This is a genomic window from Cupriavidus sp. PET2-C1, from assembly GCF_054515855.1.
Window position 1 is genome coordinate 786,410 of the sequence record NZ_CM137259.1, and the last position, 18,772, is coordinate 805,181.

The 18,772-nt window shown below is 65.9% G+C and carries 19 protein-coding genes; 4 read left to right on the top strand and 15 right to left on the bottom strand.

Features of this window, described 5'->3' with window-relative positions; all coding sequences use genetic code 11:
* Nucleotides 1–18 precede the first annotated feature (18 nt).
* The gene (locus ACX12D_RS03575) at nucleotides 19–1,041 is read right to left on the bottom strand and encodes a bile acid:sodium symporter family protein (protein ID WP_043344030.1); all 1,023 of its coding nucleotides are present in this window, start codon (nucleotides 1,039–1,041) and stop codon (nucleotides 19–21) included.
* 95 nt (nucleotides 1,042–1,136) lie between these two features.
* On the opposite strand from ACX12D_RS03575, the gene ACX12D_RS03580 reads away from it, so the two are divergent.
* A complete protein-coding gene (locus tag ACX12D_RS03580) occupies nucleotides 1,137–2,045 on the top strand; it encodes a LysR family transcriptional regulator (protein WP_441639590.1) in 909 nt (302 codons plus the stop codon).
* Nucleotides 2,046–2,085: 40 nt separating this feature from the next.
* Here the strand turns inward: ACX12D_RS03580 and ACX12D_RS03585 are convergent, their stop codons facing one another.
* Entirely contained in the window at nucleotides 2,086–2,844 is a 759-nt protein-coding gene (locus tag ACX12D_RS03585; RefSeq protein WP_459372955.1) for a class I SAM-dependent methyltransferase, read from the bottom strand.
* Nucleotides 2,845–3,040: 196 nt separating this feature from the next.
* Here ACX12D_RS03585 and ACX12D_RS03590 point away from each other — a divergent pair, with 196 nt between their 5' ends.
* Nucleotides 3,041–3,850, top strand: coding sequence for a helix-turn-helix transcriptional regulator (locus ACX12D_RS03590; RefSeq protein WP_441639592.1), 810 nt, complete (start codon nucleotides 3,041–3,043; stop codon nucleotides 3,848–3,850).
* Nucleotides 3,851–3,878: 28 nt separating this feature from the next.
* On the opposite strand, the gene ACX12D_RS03595 is transcribed toward ACX12D_RS03590, so the two are convergent.
* From ACX12D_RS03595 to ACX12D_RS03625, 7 genes are all read right to left on the bottom strand, one after another.
* Nucleotides 3,879–4,637: a 3-hydroxyacyl-CoA dehydrogenase gene (locus ACX12D_RS03595; protein WP_459372956.1), complete on the bottom strand. Its 759-nt coding sequence runs from the start codon at nucleotides 4,635–4,637 to the stop codon at nucleotides 3,879–3,881.
* Nucleotides 4,638–4,827: 190 nt separating this feature from the next.
* On the bottom strand, nucleotides 4,828–5,493 hold the full coding sequence (adk, locus tag ACX12D_RS03600; protein WP_043344041.1) for an adenylate kinase: 666 nt from the start codon (nucleotides 5,491–5,493) through the stop codon (nucleotides 4,828–4,830).
* A 360-nt stretch (nucleotides 5,494–5,853) separates the two neighbouring features.
* Nucleotides 5,854–6,663, bottom strand: a complete 810-nt coding sequence (gene kdsB / locus ACX12D_RS03605) for a 3-deoxy-manno-octulosonate cytidylyltransferase (RefSeq protein WP_441639595.1) — start codon at nucleotides 6,661–6,663, stop codon at nucleotides 5,854–5,856.
* Nucleotides 6,664–6,675: 12 nt separating this feature from the next.
* Nucleotides 6,676–6,864, bottom strand: a complete 189-nt coding sequence (locus ACX12D_RS03610) for a Trm112 family protein (protein WP_043344047.1) — start codon at nucleotides 6,862–6,864, stop codon at nucleotides 6,676–6,678.
* On the bottom strand, nucleotides 6,845–7,954 hold the full coding sequence (gene lpxK / locus ACX12D_RS03615; protein WP_441639597.1) for a tetraacyldisaccharide 4'-kinase: 1,110 nt from the start codon (nucleotides 7,952–7,954) through the stop codon (nucleotides 6,845–6,847). Before lpxK ends, ACX12D_RS03610 begins: the two co-directional genes overlap by 20 nt.
* A 224-nt stretch (nucleotides 7,955–8,178) precedes the next feature.
* Nucleotides 8,179–8,607, bottom strand: coding sequence for an ExbD/TolR family protein (locus tag ACX12D_RS03620; protein WP_043344052.1), 429 nt, complete (start codon nucleotides 8,605–8,607; stop codon nucleotides 8,179–8,181).
* Between the two features lie 6 nt (nucleotides 8,608–8,613).
* Entirely contained in the window at nucleotides 8,614–9,234 is a 621-nt protein-coding gene (locus ACX12D_RS03625; RefSeq protein WP_006157938.1) for a MotA/TolQ/ExbB proton channel family protein, read from the bottom strand.
* A gap of 1,064 nt (nucleotides 9,235–10,298) precedes the next feature.
* On the opposite strand from ACX12D_RS03625, the gene xseA reads away from it, so the two are divergent.
* The gene (gene xseA / locus ACX12D_RS03630) at nucleotides 10,299–11,684 is read left to right on the top strand and encodes an exodeoxyribonuclease VII large subunit (RefSeq protein WP_459372957.1); all 1,386 of its coding nucleotides are present in this window, start codon (nucleotides 10,299–10,301) and stop codon (nucleotides 11,682–11,684) included.
* A gap of 153 nt (nucleotides 11,685–11,837) precedes the next feature.
* The gene (gene sodB / locus ACX12D_RS03635) at nucleotides 11,838–12,419 is read left to right on the top strand and encodes a superoxide dismutase [Fe] (RefSeq protein WP_459372958.1); all 582 of its coding nucleotides are present in this window, start codon (nucleotides 11,838–11,840) and stop codon (nucleotides 12,417–12,419) included.
* A gap of 202 nt (nucleotides 12,420–12,621) precedes the next feature.
* Here the strand turns inward: sodB and ACX12D_RS03640 are convergent, their stop codons facing one another.
* The 6 genes from ACX12D_RS03640 to ACX12D_RS03665 are packed head-to-tail and all read right to left on the bottom strand — an operon-like array spanning nucleotide 12,622 to nucleotide 18,553.
* Nucleotides 12,622–13,659: a type VI secretion system protein TssA gene (locus ACX12D_RS03640; RefSeq protein WP_459372959.1), complete on the bottom strand. Its 1,038-nt coding sequence runs from the start codon at nucleotides 13,657–13,659 to the stop codon at nucleotides 12,622–12,624.
* Between the two features lie 2 nt (nucleotides 13,660–13,661).
* Nucleotides 13,662–14,702 carry a type VI secretion system baseplate subunit TssG gene (tssG, locus tag ACX12D_RS03645; protein ID WP_459372960.1) on the bottom strand — a complete coding sequence of 347 codons (1,041 nt, stop codon included), beginning with the start codon at nucleotides 14,700–14,702 and terminating at the stop codon, nucleotides 13,662–13,664.
* A 2-nt stretch (nucleotides 14,703–14,704) separates the two neighbouring features.
* Nucleotides 14,705–16,585 (bottom strand): type VI secretion system baseplate subunit TssF, encoded by a 1,881-nt coding sequence (gene tssF / locus ACX12D_RS03650; protein WP_459372961.1) that lies wholly within the window; start codon nucleotides 16,583–16,585, stop codon nucleotides 14,705–14,707.
* A gap of 4 nt (nucleotides 16,586–16,589) precedes the next feature.
* A complete protein-coding gene (tssE, locus tag ACX12D_RS03655) occupies nucleotides 16,590–17,120 on the bottom strand; it encodes a type VI secretion system baseplate subunit TssE (protein WP_459372962.1) in 531 nt (176 codons plus the stop codon).
* Nucleotides 17,113–17,949 (bottom strand): type VI secretion system accessory protein TagJ, encoded by an 837-nt coding sequence (locus ACX12D_RS03660; protein ID WP_459372963.1) that lies wholly within the window; start codon nucleotides 17,947–17,949, stop codon nucleotides 17,113–17,115. Before ACX12D_RS03660 ends, tssE begins: the two co-directional genes overlap by 8 nt.
* Nucleotides 17,939–18,553: a TagK domain-containing protein gene (locus ACX12D_RS03665; protein ID WP_459372964.1), complete on the bottom strand. Its 615-nt coding sequence runs from the start codon at nucleotides 18,551–18,553 to the stop codon at nucleotides 17,939–17,941. The genes ACX12D_RS03660 and ACX12D_RS03665 overlap by 11 nt, the downstream gene beginning before the upstream one ends.
* Nucleotides 18,554–18,772 lie beyond the last annotated feature (219 nt).

The window sequence follows — 18,772 nt, forward strand, 5'->3', positions numbered from 1 at the left end:
GCGCTGACGCGCTGACACTCAGGCGCGGGCGGTCGCCCCGTCGGGCAGCGCGTCGCGGCTGGCGTAACGCGAGGCAATCACCGAGCACACGATCAGTTGCAACTGGTGGTAGACCATCAGCGGCAGCACCAGCAGGCCCAGCGCCGGGTGGCCGGCAAACAGGATCTTGGCCATCGGGATGCCGTTGGCCAGGCTCTTCTTGGAGCCGCAGAACACCGCGGTGATCTCGTCTTCCACCGAGAAGCCGAGGCGGCGCGCGGTGAAGGTGGTGGTGGCCAGGATCACCACCAGCAGCACGGCGGCGAGCGCCATCACGGCACCGATGGTTTCCCAGCTGTACTTGTGCCACAGGCCGGCGGCGGTGGCGTCGCAGAACGACGAGTACACGATCAGCACGATCACGCCGCGGTCGATCTTGTTGGTGATCTGCTTCTTCTTGGCCAGCCAGCTGCCGATCAGCGGGCGGGCCAGCTGGCCGAGCGCGAACGGCAGCAGCAGTTGCAGCGCCACGCCGGTCAGCGCCTTGCCCAGCGGCATCGAGGCGCCGCTGGCGCTGATCACCAGCCCCATCAGCAGTGGCGTGACGGCCATGCCGATCAGGCCCGAGATGGTGGCATTGAAGATCGCGCCGGGCACGTTGCCGCGCGCCATCGAGGTCATCGCCACGGACGACGACACGGTGGACGGCAACGCGCACAGGTAGAACACGCCCAGCAGCAGCTCGGCGGGCAGCATGTTGCGCAGGCCGAACATCAACGCCAGCCCGACCACCGGGAAGACGATGTAGGTGAAGCTCTGCACGAAGGCATGCAGGCGCCAGTGGCGCGCGCCGGCCACCAGCTTGTCGCGCGACAGCGCGGCGCCGTGCAGGAAGAACACCAGGGCCACGCCCAGGTTTGTGACCATGCCCAGGTGCAGCGGGCCATCGCCGGCGCCGATTTGCGGGGCCAGCAGCGCGATGCCGATGGCGCTCAGCATGATGAGCACGAACCCGTCGATCAGGTCGTAGATTTTCTTGAAGGGTGAGAGGATGGCGGACATGACGGCAAGGTTGGATTAGGGTTTCGCCTAGTATTGGACGTCAGTGACGCCTAGAATGCAAATTCATTTATCGCATCCATTCATCTCATAGACGCATGAATTACACATTGCGCCAGTTGCGGGTCTTCCTCGCTGTGGTCGGGCATGGCAGTTTCAGCCGTGCCGCGGATGCTGTTGGCCTGACGCAGCCCGCGGTCAGCCGGGGCGTTGCCGAGCTGGAAGAGGCACTTGGCGTGCGCTTGCTCGACCGCACCACGCGGGAGGTGGTGGTGACCGACGCGGGGCAGGCCCTGGCGCCTGCAATCGAGCGCCTGCTTGGCCAGCTGGACGATACGCTGGAAGAAACGCGCCAGCTTGGCGAGCGCTATCGTGGCCGCGTTGTGATTGCCAGTGCACCCACGATATCCGCGCGGCTGATGCCGCTGTATGTGTCGACTTGCGCGCGCCAGTATCCGGATATTCGCCTCAGCGTGCGCGACAACGTGCAGGCCGATGGCCTTGAGCAGATCCGCGCGGGGGCCGTGGACTTTGGCGTGTTGATCGATCCTTTGGCGCCTGAAGGCTTGACCATCGCGCCGCTGGCGACCGATCCGTTTTGCTTCGTGTGCCGGCGTGATCACCCGCTGGCCAATGCCGACTCGGTGCCGTGGTCCGCGCTGGACGGCATGCCGCTGGTGCTGCTGGATTTTGCCTCGGGCAGCCGGCCCTTGATCGACCGCATTTTCGCCAGCCATGGCGTGGCGCCCAGCGTGGTGCAGGAACTGGGGCATTCGGCCAGCGTGTTCGGCATGGTCGAGGCCGGCATCGGCGCTTCGGTCCTGCCCTCGTTCTCGCTGCCGTTGCCCGCGGCATCCCCTCTGGTCTGGCGGCCGCTCACGCCGCGCGAGGAGCGGCGCATCGTCATGGTCTGCCGGGAAGACCGCTCCTTATCGCCCTCGGCCGCCGCCGTGTGGCAAATGGTGCAGAGCCTGCCATTGCCGGCCGAGCCGGCCATGCCGCAGTGACGCGCGCTCGCCCAGCTTAGCTGCTTAACTGCTTAACCGCTTAACTGCGCGTTGCCGTGACCATCACCGCTTCCAGCGCAAAGCTGCCGTCGGCCTTGACCAGGTAGTGGTCGCGTACTTCCGCCGGCGCCAGTTGCCACAGGTGCTGGATGGCGGCCACCGCCACGGGCGGCGTGCGCATGCGCTGTACCCAGGTGGCGAACTCCAGCTCGATGTGCCAGGCGGGCGACACGCTGGCCGTGAAGCCCGCAGCCTCCAGCATCGCTTTCCACTCGGTACCGGTGTAGTCGCGGATATGCGACGGGTCGCGCAGCAACTCCACCGATTGCAGCCAGGTGTCGGGCAGCGGGTCGTCCGAGCCGGCGATATCGATCAGCACGACCTTGCCGCCCGGCTTGAGCACCCGGTGCATTTCCGCCAGCGCCGCCGGCACGTTGCGCCAGTGGTGCGCGCTCATGCGCGAGATCACCGCGTCGAAGCTGGCGTCGTCGAAGGGCAGCGATTCCGCGGCGCCCTGGCGGGTGCGGATATTCGCCAGCCCCTTGTCGCGCGCCGCGCCTTCCACTACCGCCAGCATTTCCGCCGACAGATCGTAAGCCGTCACTTGCTCCGCAACCCCCGCTGCGGCAAAGCTGGCGTGGCCCGCGCCGCAACCCAGGTCGAGCACCCGCGCCGCCGGCAGCGCCGCCAGTTCCTGTGCAAGCTGCTGCAAGTCCGCGCCCTGGGCGTGGACCGCGCTGGTGAGGTAGGCGCTGGCGGTGGCGCCGAACTGGGCGGCAACGAGTTCTTGTTGTTGCATGAGGCTCTCCTGGCGGCAATGGCCGCTGGTGGGTTCTGGTGACCGGGGACCGGGGGATGAGTGACGCGGGGACTTGCTCGCGTAGCGGGTTCGACGTACTGTAGCAGCCTGTTTTCCCGGTACAAGTCAGGGTTTTATCCTGGTATAAAACGCACCAGCTTTTGCCTGGCTACCTGCATCGCCTGCTCAGCCCTCCATGACAGAATACGCGCCAACCGATCCCGCCAAGCCACACGAACTCACGCGCGAAGCCGTGCTGGGCCGCTTCCTGCGGGCGCACCGCGAGCGCTTGGCCCCGGCCGAAGTTGGCCTGGCCCCCGGCCGGCGGCGGCGCACGCCGGGCTTGCGGCGCGAGGAGCTGGCGCAGCTCGCGGGCCTGAGCGCTACCTGGGTGACGTGGCTGGAGCAGGGCAGGCCGGTGGCGCTGTCGGCCCGCGCGCTGGCCAGCCTGGCTGGCGCGCTGCGGCTGTCGCGCGCGGAACGGGCCTACCTGTTCGAGCTGGCTGGCCGGCGCGACCCTATGCAGGCGCAGGACGAACACGCGCCCGCAGCCGTCCTCGCCAGCGTGGAAGCCATCAACGGCCCGGCCTATCTGCTGGACCGGCAATGGAGCGCGCTGGCTTGGAATGCCGCCGCCGCCGACCTGTTCGTGGGCTGGCTCGATCCCGCCAGCGAAGACCGCAACCTGCTGCGCAGCATGTTCTTGTCGCCGGGTTTGCAGGCATTGGTGGAGGACTGGCCGCACCGGGCGGCACGGCTGGTGTCGGAGTTTCGCGCGCACAGCATCCGCCATGCCGACGATCCGCCGATGCGCGCGCTGGTGGAGGGGCTGATTGCCCAGAGCCCGGTGTTCCGCGCCGACTGGCTCTCGCAGGATGTCGAAGAGCGGCAGGGCGGGCGGCGCGGCTTTCGGCATCCGTTGCGCGGGCTGCTGCATTTCGAGCAGCTCACGCTGGTGCCGGCCGCCGCGCCGGGCCTGACGCTGGTGATGCTGATGCCGGCGTGAAGGGCGGCCGGCAACGGCCGGGACGGCGTTACTTCGGCTGCATGCGGATGGCGCCGTCGAGCCGGATCACTTCGCCGTTGAGCATGGGGTTGGCAATGATGGATCCCACCAGCTTCGCATACTCGGCCGGGCGGCCCAGGCGCGGCGGGAACGGCACCATTTTGCCCAGCGCGTCCTGCACCTCCTGCGGCATGCCCAGCAGCATCGGCGTCTCGAACAGCCCCGGCGCAATCGTCATGCAGCGCACGCCGTCGCGCGACAGGTCGCGCGCGATGGCCAGCGTCATGGCGACCACGCCACCCTTGGAGGCCGCGTAGGCGGCCTGCCCGATCTGGCCGTCGAAGGCCGCCACCGATGCCGTATTGACGATCACGCCACGCTCGCCTTCCGCGTCGGGTGTGTTCTGCACCATGGCTGCGGCAGCCAGCCGGATCATGTTGAAGGTGCCGATCAGGTTGACGCGGATGGTCTTGTCAAAGGCGTCGAGCGGGTGCGGGCCGTTCTTGCCCACCGTCTTGTTGGCGGTGGCGATGCCGGCGCAATTGACCAGGCCTGCCAGGCGGCCCAGCGCGGTGGCGGCCGCCACGGTGGCCTGCCCGTCGGCTTCGCTGCTGACGTCGCAGCGCACGAACTTCCCGCCCAGCTCGGCGGCCAGCGCGGTGCCGGCGGCTTCGTTGAGGTCGGCGATCACAACCTTGCCGCCTGCGGCGGCGAGCATGCGGGCGCTGCCCTCGCCGAGCCCGGAGGCGCCGCCGGTGACGATAAATACGTTGTCGCGGATTTCCATCGTTGTCTTCCTCGCTTGGATGTGTGGTCTTTTGGTTTTCTGGCGCTGCAGATACGGCATGTTGGCATAACGTTTACGTAAACGTCAATTCAGCGTCAATTCGGCGATGCAATCTCCGCGGATGGCGGCGGCAATAAAAAAGGCGACCCGAGGGTCGCCTTTTTCACCTGCAGCGCCGGATGCGCGCGGCTTACTTCAGTGCTTCGAACACACGCGAAGTGATATCTTCCACGCTGCCAACGCCCGCGATCTTGCGGTACTGCGGCGGTGCCACCTTGGCGGCGGCGTCGCCATTGGCGGCCCACTTGGAGTAGTAATCCACCAGCGGACGGGTCTGTTGGGAGTAGACGTCGAGGCGCTTCTTGACGGTCTCTTCCTTGTCGTCGTCGCGCTGGATCAGCGCCTCGCCGGTGGTGTCGTCCACGCCTTCCACCTTGGGCGGGTTGTACTTGACGTGATAGGTGCGGCCCGATGCCACGTGCACGCGGCGCCCGCTCATGCGCTCGATGATGGCATCGAACGGCACGTCGATTTCCAGCACGTAGTCGATCGCCACGCCTGCTTCCTTCATGGCCTCGGCCTGCGGAATGGTGCGCGGGAAGCCATCGAACAGATAGCCGTCCTTGCAATCGGCCGCCTGCAGGCGGTCCTTGACCAGGCCGATGATGATGTCATCCGACACCAGGCCACCTGCGTCCATCACCTTCTTGGCGGCCACGCCTAGCGGCGTGCCAGCCTTCACCGCGGCGCGCAGCATGTCGCCAGTGGAGATTTGGGGGATGCCGAACTTCTCGCAGATGAACTGGGCTTGCGTGCCTTTGCCGGCGCCAGGCGCGCCCAACAGGATCAAACGCATTACGGGTCCTCAGAGTTTTAAATCTTGTATGGCAGGGGGAATGGAAGGAGGGTAACGCCGAAACTTGACGCGAGGCTTACCAACGCCGTCGGGACGGCGCGCCTCAGGTCGGAGTCTGGTCTGTTGACGGCCGGCACGCTGACGCCTCTGCCGCTGGCGGCGGGCTGGTACCGATCGGGCTCACTTTTCATCTCCCCACCGAGCCTTGGCCGGGCGCCCGGGCGCCCGACGGCTCTGTATCGTCAAGCATTATGCCATGATGCGGCGCGAAATCGGCTTGCCGCTACGGTGACATCTGTCATGACTTATGTCGTAAGTCATGCGACGACCACCGCAGCCGGCGGCCATCGCCAAGTGCGCTCAGGGGCCTTCCTGTGCCATGGCCTGCGCCCACAGCGCACGCACACGATCCAGGTCGGCCTGCGTGTCGACGCCCGGCGCGGGCACTGCTGCTGTTTCCAGCACGCCGATGCGCTCGCCATGCCACATCGCACGCAGCTGCTCCAGGGCTTCCGTCTGCTCCACCGGCGACAGCGCCAGCGTGGGAAAGCGCCGCAGGAATCCGGCGCGGTAAGCATACAGGCCAATGTGGCGCAATACCGGCATGGCTGGCAAGGCCACCTGGGCATTGGCTGCCGCCGCGGCCGGCACGCCGGCCCAGGCGTCGCGGGCCCAGGGGATCGGCGCGCGGGAGAAATACAGCGCGCGGCCGGCGGCATCGCACACGACTTTCACCACATTGGGGTTGAACACCTCGGCAATCTCGCTGATCGGATGCGCGGCGGTGGCGATGGCGCAATCGGCATGGTGCGCCAGGTGCAGCGCCACTTCGTCGATCAGGCTGGGCTCGATCAGCGGCTCATCGCCCTGCACATTGACCACGATGGCGTCGTCCGGCAGGCCCAGCAATGTGGCCACTTCGGCCAGGCGGTCGGTGCCCGAGGGGTGGTCGGCACGCGTGATCACGGCTTCGATGCCATGCGCCGCGCAGGCTGCCGCCACTTCGGGCGCGTCGGTGGCGACCACCGTGCGCTGCGCCGACGAGGCATGGGCGCGCTCGGCCACGCGCACGATCATGGGCTTGCCGCCGATATCGGCCAGCGGCTTGTTGGGCAGCCGGGTGGAGGCCAGGCGCGCCGGAATGACGACGGTAAAAGCGGGCAGCGACATGGTGCGAGCCGCTTATTCCGGCGAGACCAGCCGGCCCGGCACGGTCTGGCGCGCCTCATCGGCCAGCATGATGGGAATGCCATCGCGGATCGGATAGGCCAGTTTGTCGACCTGGCAGATCAGTTCCTGGGCGGCGCGGTCATGTTCCAGCTTGCTCTTGCACAGCGGGCAGACCAGGATTTCAAGCAGCCGGTTGTCCATCTTGCGTTTCCTTGGTGTGGCCGGCGGCGGTCGCGGCGCCCGGCGCTGTGGGAGCGGCCTGGGCATGCGCGGCGACGGCGCGGCGAATTTTTTCGATCAGGCCCGCGTCGATCACGGGCGTGGTGGGGACGACCCAGATCCGCGGGTCCAGCGGGTCACTGAGGCGCTCGCATTTTACGGCATCCTTCTCGGTGATCAGGATCGCATCGGCCGCTTGCGCGGCAGGGTCGCCGGCGAACGGGTTTTCGGCGAAGTCGTAGTGGTCCGGCAGGGGCATGGTCTGCGGCGCGAGGCCGGCTGCGCGCAGGCTGGCGAAGAAGCGCTCGGGGTTGCCGATGCCGGCGGCGGCCAGCACGCGCTGCCCGGCAAACGCCGACAGCGGCTTGGCCATGGTCGGGTCGGCCAGTTGCCAGGCGTCGTCCAGCACCAGGCGCATGCCGTAGACATCCGGCTGGCCCGGGCTGGGGCGGAAGTCCGGGTCGTTGATCAGGGTGGCGTCGCGATGCCGCGAGAGCGATTCGCGCAGCGGGCCCGCCGGCAGCAGCAGGCCGTTGCCGCCCATGCGCGAATCGAACATCACGATCTCGAAGTCGCGTTGCAGCTTGTAGTGCTGCAGGCCATCGTCGAGCAGCAGCACGTTGACGCCGGGATGCGAGACCAGCATGGTCTGCGCGCACAGCGCCCGGTCGGGGAAGACCCAGACCGGCACGTCGGTGGCGCGCGCGATCAAGAGCGGCTCGTCGCCCACGTCCTTGGCCTGCGAGGTGGGCTTGACCCGGCGCGGATGCTTGAGCTTGACGCCGTAACCGCGCGAGACCACGCCCGGGCGCAGGCCGGACTCCGCCAGTGCATGGGCCAGCGCGATCACCGCGGGGGTTTTGCCGGTGCCGCCCACGGTCACGTTGCCGACCACCACCACCGGCATCGGCAAGCGCGTCGAGTGGTACCAGCCGCGCCGGTATGCCAGGCGCCGCCAGCCGCTGACCAGGCCGAACACCCACGACAGCGGCAGCATCAGCCAGGCGAACCAGCCGCGGCGCTGCCACTGGGCGGTCACGAAGTCGGCAAGGGCGTTGCGGGGAGCGGGCATGGGCGTGGTAGGCAGGGCTGGGCGGTAATGCTGCGTTGAAAAGGGCAGGGGTGGGGCCGGGGACGGTAGCACGGCACGCCGGCACGATCGCTTCATTGCGTCATTGCGTCATTGCGTCATCGCGGGGCAGCGCAGGCGAGCCACCCAGTCATTATGGGCACCTTGCGGCGCCCGCCGCAAGGTGCGGCTCGCAAGCGCGGGATTGCGTCCCCGCGCCGGGCCGCTCAGCGCGCCTGCGAGCTCTGCGTGGCGAAGGTCAGGCGGGGCAGCCCGGCCAGGCGGGCGGCTTCCATGACGTTGATCACGGACTGATGCGTGGCTTGCGCATCCGCATTGACGATCAGCACGGGCGGCTGGCCATCGGCCGGGCCGGCTACCTCGCGCAGGCGCTGGGCCAGGCTGGTCACGTCCTGCTGGTCCATGACCTGCTTGTTGATCGAATAGACGCCCTTGGCGGATACGGATACCACGATCTCGCCGGGGCGCTGCTGCGCCTTTTCGGCGTCGGCGGTCGGCAGCTGGATCTGCAGCTCGGTATAGCGCGAGTACGTGGTCGTGATCATCAGGAAGATCAGGATCACGAGCAGGACGTCGATCAACGGGATGAGGTTGATCTCCGGTTCTTCACGCCGCTGGCGGGATCGGAAGTGCATGGCGTATCAGGCGCGGCGCTGCGGCAGGATGGCGTCCAGGAAGGCGGTGGCGCGGAATTCCAGCTCGGCCACGTAGTCGTCCACGCGCCGGCGGAAGTAGCGCCAGAAGATCAGTGCCGGAATCGCGATGATCAGGCCGAAGGCGGTGTTATAGAGCGCCACCGAGATGCCATGTGCCAGCTGCTCGGGGCTGGCGCCGGCGCCACCCTGGCTGCCGAAGATCTCGATCATGCCGATCACGGTGCCCAGGAGGCCCATCAGCGGCGCTACCGAGGCGATCGTGCCCAGTGCATTCAGGTAGCGCTCCAGCTCGTGCGCCACGGCGCGCCCGGCTTCCTCGACCACTTCCTTGGCGGCATCGCGGGATGTATGCGGCTGCAGCACCACATGGCGCAGGCCAGCGGCCAGCACGCGGCCCAGCGGGGAGTTCTGCTCCAGCGTGTTGACCACCTCCGGCGTGGCGCGGCGCTGGTGCGCCACCGACAGGGCTTCGTCGTAGAGCTTGGGCGGCAGCACCTTGCTGCGCTTCAGGCTGAGGAAACGCTCGACGATCAGCGCCAGGGCGATGACCGAGGCGAGCAACAACGGCCAGATCGGCCAGCCGGCAGCTTGAATGATGGAAAACACGTGGAACCCCGAGTCAACGGCTTGTGTGCTCATGCCAGGCGCCGCGGCCGTGCGCGCGCTGGCTATGTTCGAAAATGTTCGAAAAAATCAGGCGCCACTCTAACCCGCAGCACCGGGCGGGGCAAGACGCAGCATCGCGGTGTGTCTGCCGCGCATCGTGCGCGCGAGGCGCTGGAGGCGGCGACTGCCGGGATGTCCACATGGAACAGGGACAGCGCTGTGGATGAATTGTGGACAGAGGGCTGACAAGGCGGTCAAGTCACTGATTGATAAGGAAAAATTGTGAGTCGCCTAAAAAGCGGGCAGGCGGCGAGTGGCGCAGGCATCCTTCGGGCACGCGCGAACCGCGCAAAACCGGGGTCCGCTCTATCCACATTAAAACAGGACAGTGCTGTGGACCGTTTGTGGACAGACGCCTGAAAAGAAGGCTAAGTCATTGATTGGAAAGGTGAGTATACATAGTGCCTAAATAATGTGCAGGGCACGCCAGATGGGCTTCTCGAGGGCCTCCAACGCCCCGTGAAGGAAAAAATCCCGGCATGTCTCTCACTTTCCACATTCCGCCGGGACAGTCTTGTGGACGGGTTGTGGAAAACTATCTGAGAAGCCACTTAAGTCATTGATTGAACAGCGTTTCATACATGCTGATTAAAAAATGGGCAATAGCCATTTGCACGGTGTTTTCCAGTCCCCGTGCTCAGGCTCGGGACATCGCCCTGCCATGCCATGCTAAGGAGGCCTCGCGATCTCTTTTGCCCGCCGGATGAGCACCTCCGGCGGGCAGGAAATAGTTTTCCACAGGCAGCGCGTTCTATCCAAGGTTGTCCAGAGTTCCTGTGGATAACTTTGTGAACAAGCCTGGGGTGCAGCCGGTAAGTGTTTGACGCATAAGGGGTTTGCTTACATTGCCTAAAAAATAAGACAGCTGAAAGCGCATAAGAATCAAAGGCTTGTGTCAAGTCACGCGGCTTTGCGGGGTTATTGCCTCCCCCACTCCAAGAGACTTGACAGACCAGTTATGCTGTGGACATGTCAATTCCACGCCGCTTGCCCGGCCGTGCGCCATGTCAGAACCGTTGAACTTTTCGCGTGAAACCCAGCCGATGGCCCCTCCCGGGGCGCGTGAGGCGATTCCCGTCGGAGAGCTGAACCACGCGATCGCCCAGGTACTGGAACGTAGTTTCCCGCTGACCTGGGTCCGGGGCGAAATCTCAAATTTCACACGCGCCGCCAGCGGCCACTGGTATTTCTCGCTCAAGGACGCGCGCGCCCAGATTCGCTGCGTGATGTTCCGCGGGCGCAACCAGCATGTCGACTTCACGCCGCGCGAGGGCGAGGCGGTCGAGGTACGGGCGCTCGTATCCATGTATGAGGCGCGCGGCGAGTTGCAACTGGGCGTGGAAGGCATGCGCCGCGCCGGCCTTGGCAATCTGTACGAGGCATTCCTGCGCCTGAAGGAAAAGCTCTCGCAGGCCGGGCTGTTCGCGCCGGAGCGCAAGCGGCCGCTGCCGGTTCACGCCCGCACCATCGGCGTGATCACCTCGCTGCAGGCGGCGGCCTTGCGCGACGTGATCAGCACCCTGCGCCGGCGCGCGCCGCATGTGCCCGTCGTGGTTTACCCGGTGCCGGTACAGGGCGCCGGCGCCTCGGCGAAGATCGCCGCCATGATCGACACCGCCAGCGAGCGCAACGAATGCGATGTGCTGATCCTGTGCCGCGGCGGCGGCAGCATCGAGGACCTGTGGTCGTTCAATGAGGAGAGTGTGGCGCAGGCCATTGCGCGCTGCGCCGTGCCGGTGGTTTCCGGCGTGGGCCACGAGACCGATTTCACCATCGCCGACTTCGTCGCCGACGTGCGCGCGCCCACGCCCACCGGCGCCGCCGAGCTGGTCAGCCCGGACCGCAGCCATATGCTGCTGCAAGCCAGCCGCGCGCGCGACGCGCTGGCCCAGTGCATGCAGCGCCAGCTCGACCGGCGCGCCCAGAACCTTGACTGGCTGGCGCGCCGCCTGCGCAGCCCGCAAGCGCAGCTGCAGGAGCGCCGCCTGCAGGTCGACAACCTCATGCGTCACCTGCGCGCCGCGTTGCGCGATACCGTGGCCGGCCAACGGCACCGCCAGCAGGTGCTGGCCATGCGCTGGGCTGCCGGCCGTCCCGACCTGGCCCAGGCCCAGGCCGAGTTGCGCCGCACCGCGCTGCGCCTGCGCGACGCCTCGCAGCGCCAGGTTGAGCGCGCCGGGCAGCGCTGGCAGCGCGCCGCCGGCACGCTCGAGGTGCTGGCGCCGCAGCGCACCCTGGAGCGCGGCTACGCGGTGCTGCTGGACCAGCGCGGACACGCCCTGCGCTCGCCGTTGGAGCTGCGCGCGGGCGCCGTGATCGAAGTCCACCTGGCCGAAGGCGTGGCCGATGCCAGCCTCGCCAGCGTCCAGCCCCGGCTGGCGGAACTCTAAGCCCGGCGCGCGTCGGCGGGCCGCCGACAGCGCTTGCATATCGATCAAACTAATATGGTCGAAGGGGCTTTGTCTGCCGCGTTTGCGCGGGTATGGCAAGTCCCCTACAATCGACAATTCCTGATCTTCAACCCCACAGAAAGAGACAGAACAATGGAACATACTCTCCCCCCGCTGCCTTACACTCATGATGCGCTCGCTCCGCACATCTCCAAGGAGACCCTGGAGTTCCACCACGACAAGCATCACCAGACCTACGTCACTAACCTGAACAACCTGATCAAGGGCACCGAGTTCGAAAACTCGACGCTCGAAGACATCGTCAAGAAGTCCTCCGGCGGGATCTTCAACAACGCTGCCCAGGTGTGGAACCACACCTTCTACTGGGACTCGCTCAAGCCCAACGGCGGCGGCCAACCGACCGGCGCGCTGGCGGATGCCATCAACGCCAAGTTCGGCTCCTTCGACAAGTTCAAGGAAGAATTCACCAAGACCGCGGTCGGCACCTTCGGCTCGGGCTGGGCCTGGCTGGTGAAGAAGGCCGACGGTTCGCTGGACCTGGTCTCGACCTCCAACGCCGCTACCCCGCTGACCACCGATGCCAAGCCGCTGCTGACCTGCGACGTGTGGGAACACGCTTACTACATCGACTACCGCAATGCCCGCCCGAAGTATGTCGAGGCATTCTGGAACGTCGTGAACTGGGACTTCGCCAGCAAGAACTTCGCTGGTTGATTCAGCGGTTGCTTCGGCACAAGACGTTGAAAAATGGCCCCTGGATTCAGGGGCTTTTTTTGTCTCGATGGCGGACCCGCGCCAGCGATGGCGGCGCTACCCACGCCGGCGACCGCGGCAGTCGCTCGAGACAATACGTTCTGGTGTCTCCGAGCTTACTTAAAAATGCATGGGACGATGCGCTCCCCGAACGCTTGGAAGATCACGAATTGTCCTGCGCCCAGCGCTCCACCAGCTCGGCGGGGATTGCCTGGAACACTTCATCGAAGCGCTTGCCAGTCAGCCGCTCGGCTTGCCTGAGCAGTAGCGCTACGGGGCTGCTGGGTTCATGTAGTTCGAACCATTGACGAGCGGTGCGGACGCCGGCCAAGGCGGCATCGCGGTCCCGCGGCATGTCGGCGCCTGCATGCTCGGTGGTCGCTACAGGGGAAAGACCACCTGCGGCACCGTCGCCTGTCGAGGCCGCGATGCTCAAATCGGGCCGCGGTGCGGCGGTGGCCGCGACATTACCCGTCATCGTGCCGAGTAGCTTGAGCAGCGGGCTCAGGTCAGGGCGGTCGTTCTGGAGGTGGGCTTTCGCCCAGCCGTCGATGGCAGCGGCATATCCTGCGGCTTCGTCCACTGCGAGGAGGGCGGGGCTGTGCTGCTGGCGCAAATCCTGCAATTGCAGGCGCACCGATTCCGGCGCCGGGGCGTCCACGGGCCGTGGCACACCGAGCGAACGCTCGACGTCCCGGACCTGCAGCCGAAGCGCGGCATTGCCCGTGATCGTCAACGCCCGCACGTCCCGCATCAGCCCTTCCGGGTCGGCCAGTGCGGCCAGTGCGTTGGCGCGCATGGCAGGATCGGCTTCGCCATCGACCATCAACTGCGGATGGATCGCATCCGGCCATTTCGTCAGCAGTTGCGCCAGCGCATCGAGGCCGTCTCTCAGCCCGGCCGTCTGGGCTAGCCGAATACGGCACCGCAGCAGCAGCACCAAAATGCGGATGTCGCGCGTTCGCAAGAGCAGGCGCCGGCAGTCGCGCTCCAGCTCGGCCCAGTTGCAGGCTTCCGGCTCACTGACGAAGTCGCCGTACTGTGCGTCCGCCCTCGGAGCGGCCTTGGCCAGAAGCATGACGAATTCAGGGTCGTACTCCAGGTCATCGCCGCATGGCCTGTCGGGAGAGACCGGTTCCAGCAGCTCCGGGAAGGGAAATTCAGGTCTTGGCGCCGGTACGGGCTTGGTTTTGGCTTTCATGGTCAATGTGTCGCGTAGTGTTCGGGCTCGAACACCATGCCGGTGATGGCGCGGCTGCGATCCGGTTCGCCCAGCCATGTAGACCAGCCCAGGCGTTCCTGTGAGCCCAGGATGGCAGGTGGCGCAGAGTCAGGGATCACCTGCAGCTCGGCTTCCCAAACGAATTCATAGCCGACGAAGGCGCGCACCCATTCAATGAGCGTCGGAAGGTCCCGGCCGTTGGGCGTAAAGTTCAGGTACTGCTGCAGCCCGAGCGGACCGATTACCAGGCGGAACTTGTGCTGCCGGTCCGGTACCATCTCGCCAAGCATGGCGCCTTGCCCCATGACGCTTGGGGCGCCCGGCCGCCCCAGGCGGCTGTGTTCGGCCGGATCGATGGCGATCCAGTGCAGCACATATTCTTCCAGCCTGACGGACACCCCGAAGAAGTGCGAGAGCGTGGCCGCAATGCCATCGGGATTGCGTGCTTCGCGCACCTGATGCGCACCGGCGGCGAGCCGCGCGTGCGGGGGCAGGGGACTGTGCGCGATCTCTTCGGCTTCGTTGCCCGTCAGCCAACCGATATAGCGGGAGAACACCTCGTCGTCGCGCCGATCGAGGCCCGCTGCGGCTTGCGAGCCTGCCCAGGCACGGTAGAACTGCGTGAAAGCGCGATGGTGGAACAGATCCAGAAAATCGGCGGTGGTGCTGTCCCGGTGTGTTTCACTGCGCTCCCGTACGATCTCCGTCAGGTGGATCGGCAGTGCCCCATTCGGCCCCAGCATGCCCAGACCAAACAACTGCACCTTGAGCCGGCCAGGCAGCGGCTGCACCTGAGCGATCTCGCGGGGCGCGAAGGTGAGCGCGGCCTGCTGGCCAGCCCGGAATGGCTCGTCGCGCGGCCGGCTGGCTTGCCCGATCGGGGGCAAGTCAGGGTGCCGGGCAGACAGATGCCGCAGGAGCCCAAGAAAGCTCAGCTTCCACGGCGCCTGGCCGGCGTAGCTTCCCGGCGGCGCCGCGGCCGTTAGCGCTGGCGGCGCATTGTCGTCGTGTCCTTTGAACATGGCTACACGGCGCTACGGCCGCCCATGCGCACGGGCCAACGATGCACCAGGCCGCGTTGCATCGAGTGCAGTTCGGTCTGCGTGAAGACGTTGACCGACACGTGACGCGCCAGGAAATGCTCCAGCACCACGCCAAACAGGTATGGGCTGATGCCGGAGAAGCCGCCTTCGTCCACGGTAAGCTGGCACTGGATACCACGGCCGTAGATCAAAGGGCCGTTGCCCGGCAGCCGTCGCATGACCGGCTCCACCTTCGAGCCGATCAGGCTCTGGATCTGCGCCTGGTGCGCCAGATCGTCGCTCGCCACGAAAAGCCGCAGCATGTCACGCAGACCCTGGCCGCCTGAGCGATGTTCCAGGTCGGTCAGCGACAGGTAGTTGAAGCCCAATAGCCGAATCAGCCGCCAGGCCATTTCGCCGTCCGCATAAGGTGGCCGAGGTGCCGACGGCGCGCGGATCAGGCCGATCCCGTCCACGGGGATGGATGCCGCCGGGGTCAGGTCGTGCAGGCCATTGCGCGGTACCAGATTGGGCAAGTCGCGATTGGTGACCAGTGACTCCACCGACAGGTAGCGCAAGGTGTCCGGGTAAGGGGCCTCGTGCTGGTCCACCAGCGACACGAACAGTTCGGTACCGACGTATGCGGTGCGAGTGCCGTACTTGCGAGCCTGCTCCGAGATCAGCCGGCGCTCGCGCCGCAGGGAAAAGTAGCGGCCGTGATTGCCCTCGTCACTGTTCAGCGTGGCAAAGAGCGGCTGAAAGGCGATGCTGGCACTGTGCTGGGACTTCTGCCCGGAGAGCTGCTTGACGGCGTAGATTTCGTAGTCGAGCGGATGCTGTCGGTCGGCGACCAAATGGAAGTCGGTGCGGCCGGGTGTGATCTCGATGCGATCGGTGCGTTTCGGGAACAGATTGACCACCGGTGTGCAAAAGAGCGCGAACTGGTCCCGGTCGACCTGGCTGATCAGATTGCCAGGCGGCGTTGACAGCAACACGACGATCTCGGCTTCCTTGCCGTGCATCTGGCCGAACCCTTGTGCCAGCTTGTTGAGACCGAAGAAGTAGAAGCGTTGCGGGCACGCGAAATACTCATGCAACAGGTTGTGCCCAAAGAAGTTGTTCCACGGCAACGGCAGCGCACCCTCGCCCGGACCCATGCCCACATAGCTGACGGCATCCTCTGTCACAGCGTAGGGGCGTTCGCTCATGGCGCCGGGTTGTCCAATCAGCGTGGCGACGCCGGCGCTGTGCAAGAGCTCGAACAGGTGCGAGGCGATTTGGTCGTCCCCGCACAGATAGACTGGCAGCTGGTCCAGGCCGGGCAATTGATCGAAGGTGGCATCGCGCGTGCAGCGCAGGCGTAGGCGCAGCGCTCCCTGTACCGTCAGGTGGGCAGGCACATAGCGCTCCAGCCCGCGAATGTCCGGTGGAATGCCGGTGAGCCGGGCTTCGGTGATTTCGAGCGGCCACAGCGTTAGCGGTTGCGTGGTCCTGAATTGGCAGGCCGTCTTCTCGCCCGGCGCCGGCGCGGCATCGACCTGCGCGCCGCGCGGCACCTCCACGCCACGGGCAAAATCGCCCTCGATCCGGCTGGGGCGGAACTGTGCGACAGCAATCGACGGCGTCGGCGCCACGTAGTTCGGGTAGACCACCTCCAGCAGCCGCTGCGTAAAGCGCGGAAACTCCGCATCGAGCTTGATCTGGGTGCGCGCCGACAGAAAGCAGAACGCCTCGATCAGGCGTTCCACATAGGGGTCGGCCACCTCGGTGCCATGCATGCCCAGGCGCCTCGCCACCTTCGGGTGCTGATTGGCGAATTCCCCGGCCAGCTCGCGCATGTAGACGAGCTCGCGGTTGTAATAGTCGAGCAGTTGCGGATCCATGGCGTCAGGTGGTGTGAATCGATTGGACGCTCATCCGGCTGGTTTCCAGGTCGAGCGAGCTTTGGGCAGTGAATGCCATCGGGTACGGGTCCATATGGATCAGGCCCTTGATCTCGAACACCAGGGTGTTGTAGCGCTGCGGCGCGTCTTCTTTCAAAAGCGGCTTCACGTCCAGCGAGCCGGGAATGAGCCGGGGCTCGAAGTCCAGGATGGCGCGCCTGACGATGTTGACGATGTCGTTCCACTTACGCTCGGACAGGTAACTGCCGGCGACCGGTGGTACCCCGTAGTTGATCGTCGATGCAGCGGCAGCGCGATAGCGCTTGCGATCGATTTCATCCTCGCGGTTGGTGGTATTGAGCAGATAGGTGAGATCGCGCTGGATGATCTCGCGCATCTGGGCGCGCGTGACGGTGTATTCGTTCGCGCTTTCGGTCTGCCGTTGGGGCGCGTCGTCGCGCAGCCGGTCAAAGAGCGTCGGCAGCAGTTGCGTATTCGGGCGGCGTGGTACCCGCGGTGGGCGGTGGTCAGTCATGCCCGGTTACCAGAGTGAGGGTCGCCACATCGAGCATGGCCACATCGCCCGCATCCGTCATCCAGGTCTTCTGGCCGAATCCGATGACACCGGTTTCGCCGACTTCAGCCCAGTTGGTTTCGCGAGCGAGCCGGATGGCGTCGCTACCCTGTGCAGAGTCAGGGTAGCGCACCGGCATGAAGCCACGGCTGACTACACCGTCGGCGAGCGTCACGGTGGCCGGGCGCCACAGCAGATCGAGCAAGCCGGCAGGCTCGGCCAGCTCAAGCTTGTGCATCTGGGAAAAAGGCAGCCAGGCGTAGCGGCCCGCAGCCACGATTTCGCAGGTCGGGCCCAGGCGCGTGTCGGTGTCGGTGATCCACGCGAAGCGCACACCGTCGTGCATGCCGGGCGAGGCCGGGACCTCCGACAGTGCCCGGTTGCGGCTGCTATCGGCGGCGGCGATTTCACCGGCTTGGGTTTGTGCGAGCGCGACGTGCAGCCCGGACATCCAGGCCGGGGCCGGCAGCAGGGAGCCGGGCGCGCGCCGGCCTGCGAAGACCTCGCACCGGAACACCTCCGCGCGGATCAAGTCGCGGTAGACATGCGCGGTTTGCGCAAAGTCGGGTGCGAGCTGCGTGGCCACCTGCAGTTGCCGGAGCGCGCGCGTCCAGTCGCCAACCACGCACAGCCACTGGAATAGCTGCCAACGGAAGTCAAATGAGCCGGGCTGCAGGCGCACCCGGCCTTCCGCTGCGGCGAGCGCGCCGGTGGCCGAACCGGTTTGGCGCAGGACCGACGATAGCCCGGTGTCGAGTGTGCTTTCGGGGGTTTGCGTATCAAGCGCCATGATCGGGCTCCGGCGTTTGTGCTTGTGCTTGTGCTTGTGCAGGGCGGTAGGCGCTATCCATCGAGATGAGGTGGTGTTCGCGGCGGGTAAGGGGAGCGGCGACGTCACGGCGCCTGGTGGGCACGATGTCCCCTGCGAAGAGCCAGAGCACGTCCGGCGCGGGCGGGATCACAAAGAGCGGGTGGTCATCCAGGGGCTGCGGGGAGTCAATCAGGGCGTTGATGTGGCCGGCGGTGGCAAGCATGTCCATCAAGCTGTGGGCATCGTCGGCCTCGCGTGCGAGCGTCTGCAGCGGGTTCCGAGCGATCTCCGCCGGTACACCCGATGCCGCCCCAGTGGTGGCCTCCAGGTGGGCGCTCACGTAGTCGGGATCGCGCAGCGCCGCCTCGGCCTCGCGTTTGAGCTGCTCGATCACGTCAGTCCTATCGGGGGCAGCAGCTTGCGCTGTGCGCTCGCCAGCGGCTGGTCTCAGCACCGAGAACGGATCGGCCGTGCCTGGGTGCATCCCGCCGAGCGCATCCCAAGGCCAGGGCGTATCGCTATCGCGGTCGAATCCGGGGGTGGTGGCGCCGGTCCCTGCCGGGAGGGTCTGCGAGTCGCTCATGACCTTGCCTCGCTAGTGATAGGTTCAGGAATGGACCCGATGATAATCGAAAATCACGGCTAGACAAAATGCAAACGGAAGTCATTAATTTCGGTCTGCGCGACGGCTTTGAATTAGGGATCTTTTGTCCTAATTGTTTTAGGACGTTTCCTATAAAAACGCCGATATGTCCTGCAAAACGCCGAGATTTTTCGCAATTCATATTGGGAAATTTCCGAA

Coding starts and splice junctions, on each gene's coding strand:
- ACX12D_RS03585 (WP_459372955.1), bottom strand. CDS start 2,844: ATGCAACAACAAGAACTCGTTGCCGCCCAGTTCGGCGCCACCGCCAGC.
- ACX12D_RS03660 (WP_459372963.1), bottom strand. CDS start 17,949: ATGGCGCTTGATACGCAAACCCCCGAAAGCACACTCGACACCGGGCTA.
- ACX12D_RS03595 (WP_459372956.1), bottom strand. CDS start 4,637: ATGGAAATCCGCGACAACGTATTTATCGTCACCGGCGGCGCCTCCGGG.
- tssG (WP_459372960.1), bottom strand. CDS start 14,702: ATGTTCAAAGGACACGACGACAATGCGCCGCCAGCGCTAACGGCCGCG.
- ACX12D_RS03590 (WP_441639592.1), top strand. CDS start 3,041: ATGACAGAATACGCGCCAACCGATCCCGCCAAGCCACACGAACTCACG.
- ACX12D_RS03580 (WP_441639590.1), top strand. CDS start 1,137: ATGAATTACACATTGCGCCAGTTGCGGGTCTTCCTCGCTGTGGTCGGG.
- ACX12D_RS03575 (WP_043344030.1), bottom strand. CDS start 1,041: ATGTCCGCCATCCTCTCACCCTTCAAGAAAATCTACGACCTGATCGAC.
- ACX12D_RS03665 (WP_459372964.1), bottom strand. CDS start 18,553: ATGAGCGACTCGCAGACCCTCCCGGCAGGGACCGGCGCCACCACCCCC.
- xseA (WP_459372957.1), top strand. CDS start 10,299: ATGTCAGAACCGTTGAACTTTTCGCGTGAAACCCAGCCGATGGCCCCT.
- ACX12D_RS03610 (WP_043344047.1), bottom strand. CDS start 6,864: ATGGACAACCGGCTGCTTGAAATCCTGGTCTGCCCGCTGTGCAAGAGC.
- ACX12D_RS03620 (WP_043344052.1), bottom strand. CDS start 8,607: ATGCACTTCCGATCCCGCCAGCGGCGTGAAGAACCGGAGATCAACCTC.
- adk (WP_043344041.1), bottom strand. CDS start 5,493: ATGCGTTTGATCCTGTTGGGCGCGCCTGGCGCCGGCAAAGGCACGCAA.
- lpxK (WP_441639597.1), bottom strand. CDS start 7,954: ATGCCCGCTCCCCGCAACGCCCTTGCCGACTTCGTGACCGCCCAGTGG.
- tssF (WP_459372961.1), bottom strand. CDS start 16,585: ATGGATCCGCAACTGCTCGACTATTACAACCGCGAGCTCGTCTACATG.
- tssE (WP_459372962.1), bottom strand. CDS start 17,120: ATGACTGACCACCGCCCACCGCGGGTACCACGCCGCCCGAATACGCAA.
- sodB (WP_459372958.1), top strand. CDS start 11,838: ATGGAACATACTCTCCCCCCGCTGCCTTACACTCATGATGCGCTCGCT.
- kdsB (WP_441639595.1), bottom strand. CDS start 6,663: ATGTCGCTGCCCGCTTTTACCGTCGTCATTCCGGCGCGCCTGGCCTCC.
- ACX12D_RS03640 (WP_459372959.1), bottom strand. CDS start 13,659: ATGAAAGCCAAAACCAAGCCCGTACCGGCGCCAAGACCTGAATTTCCC.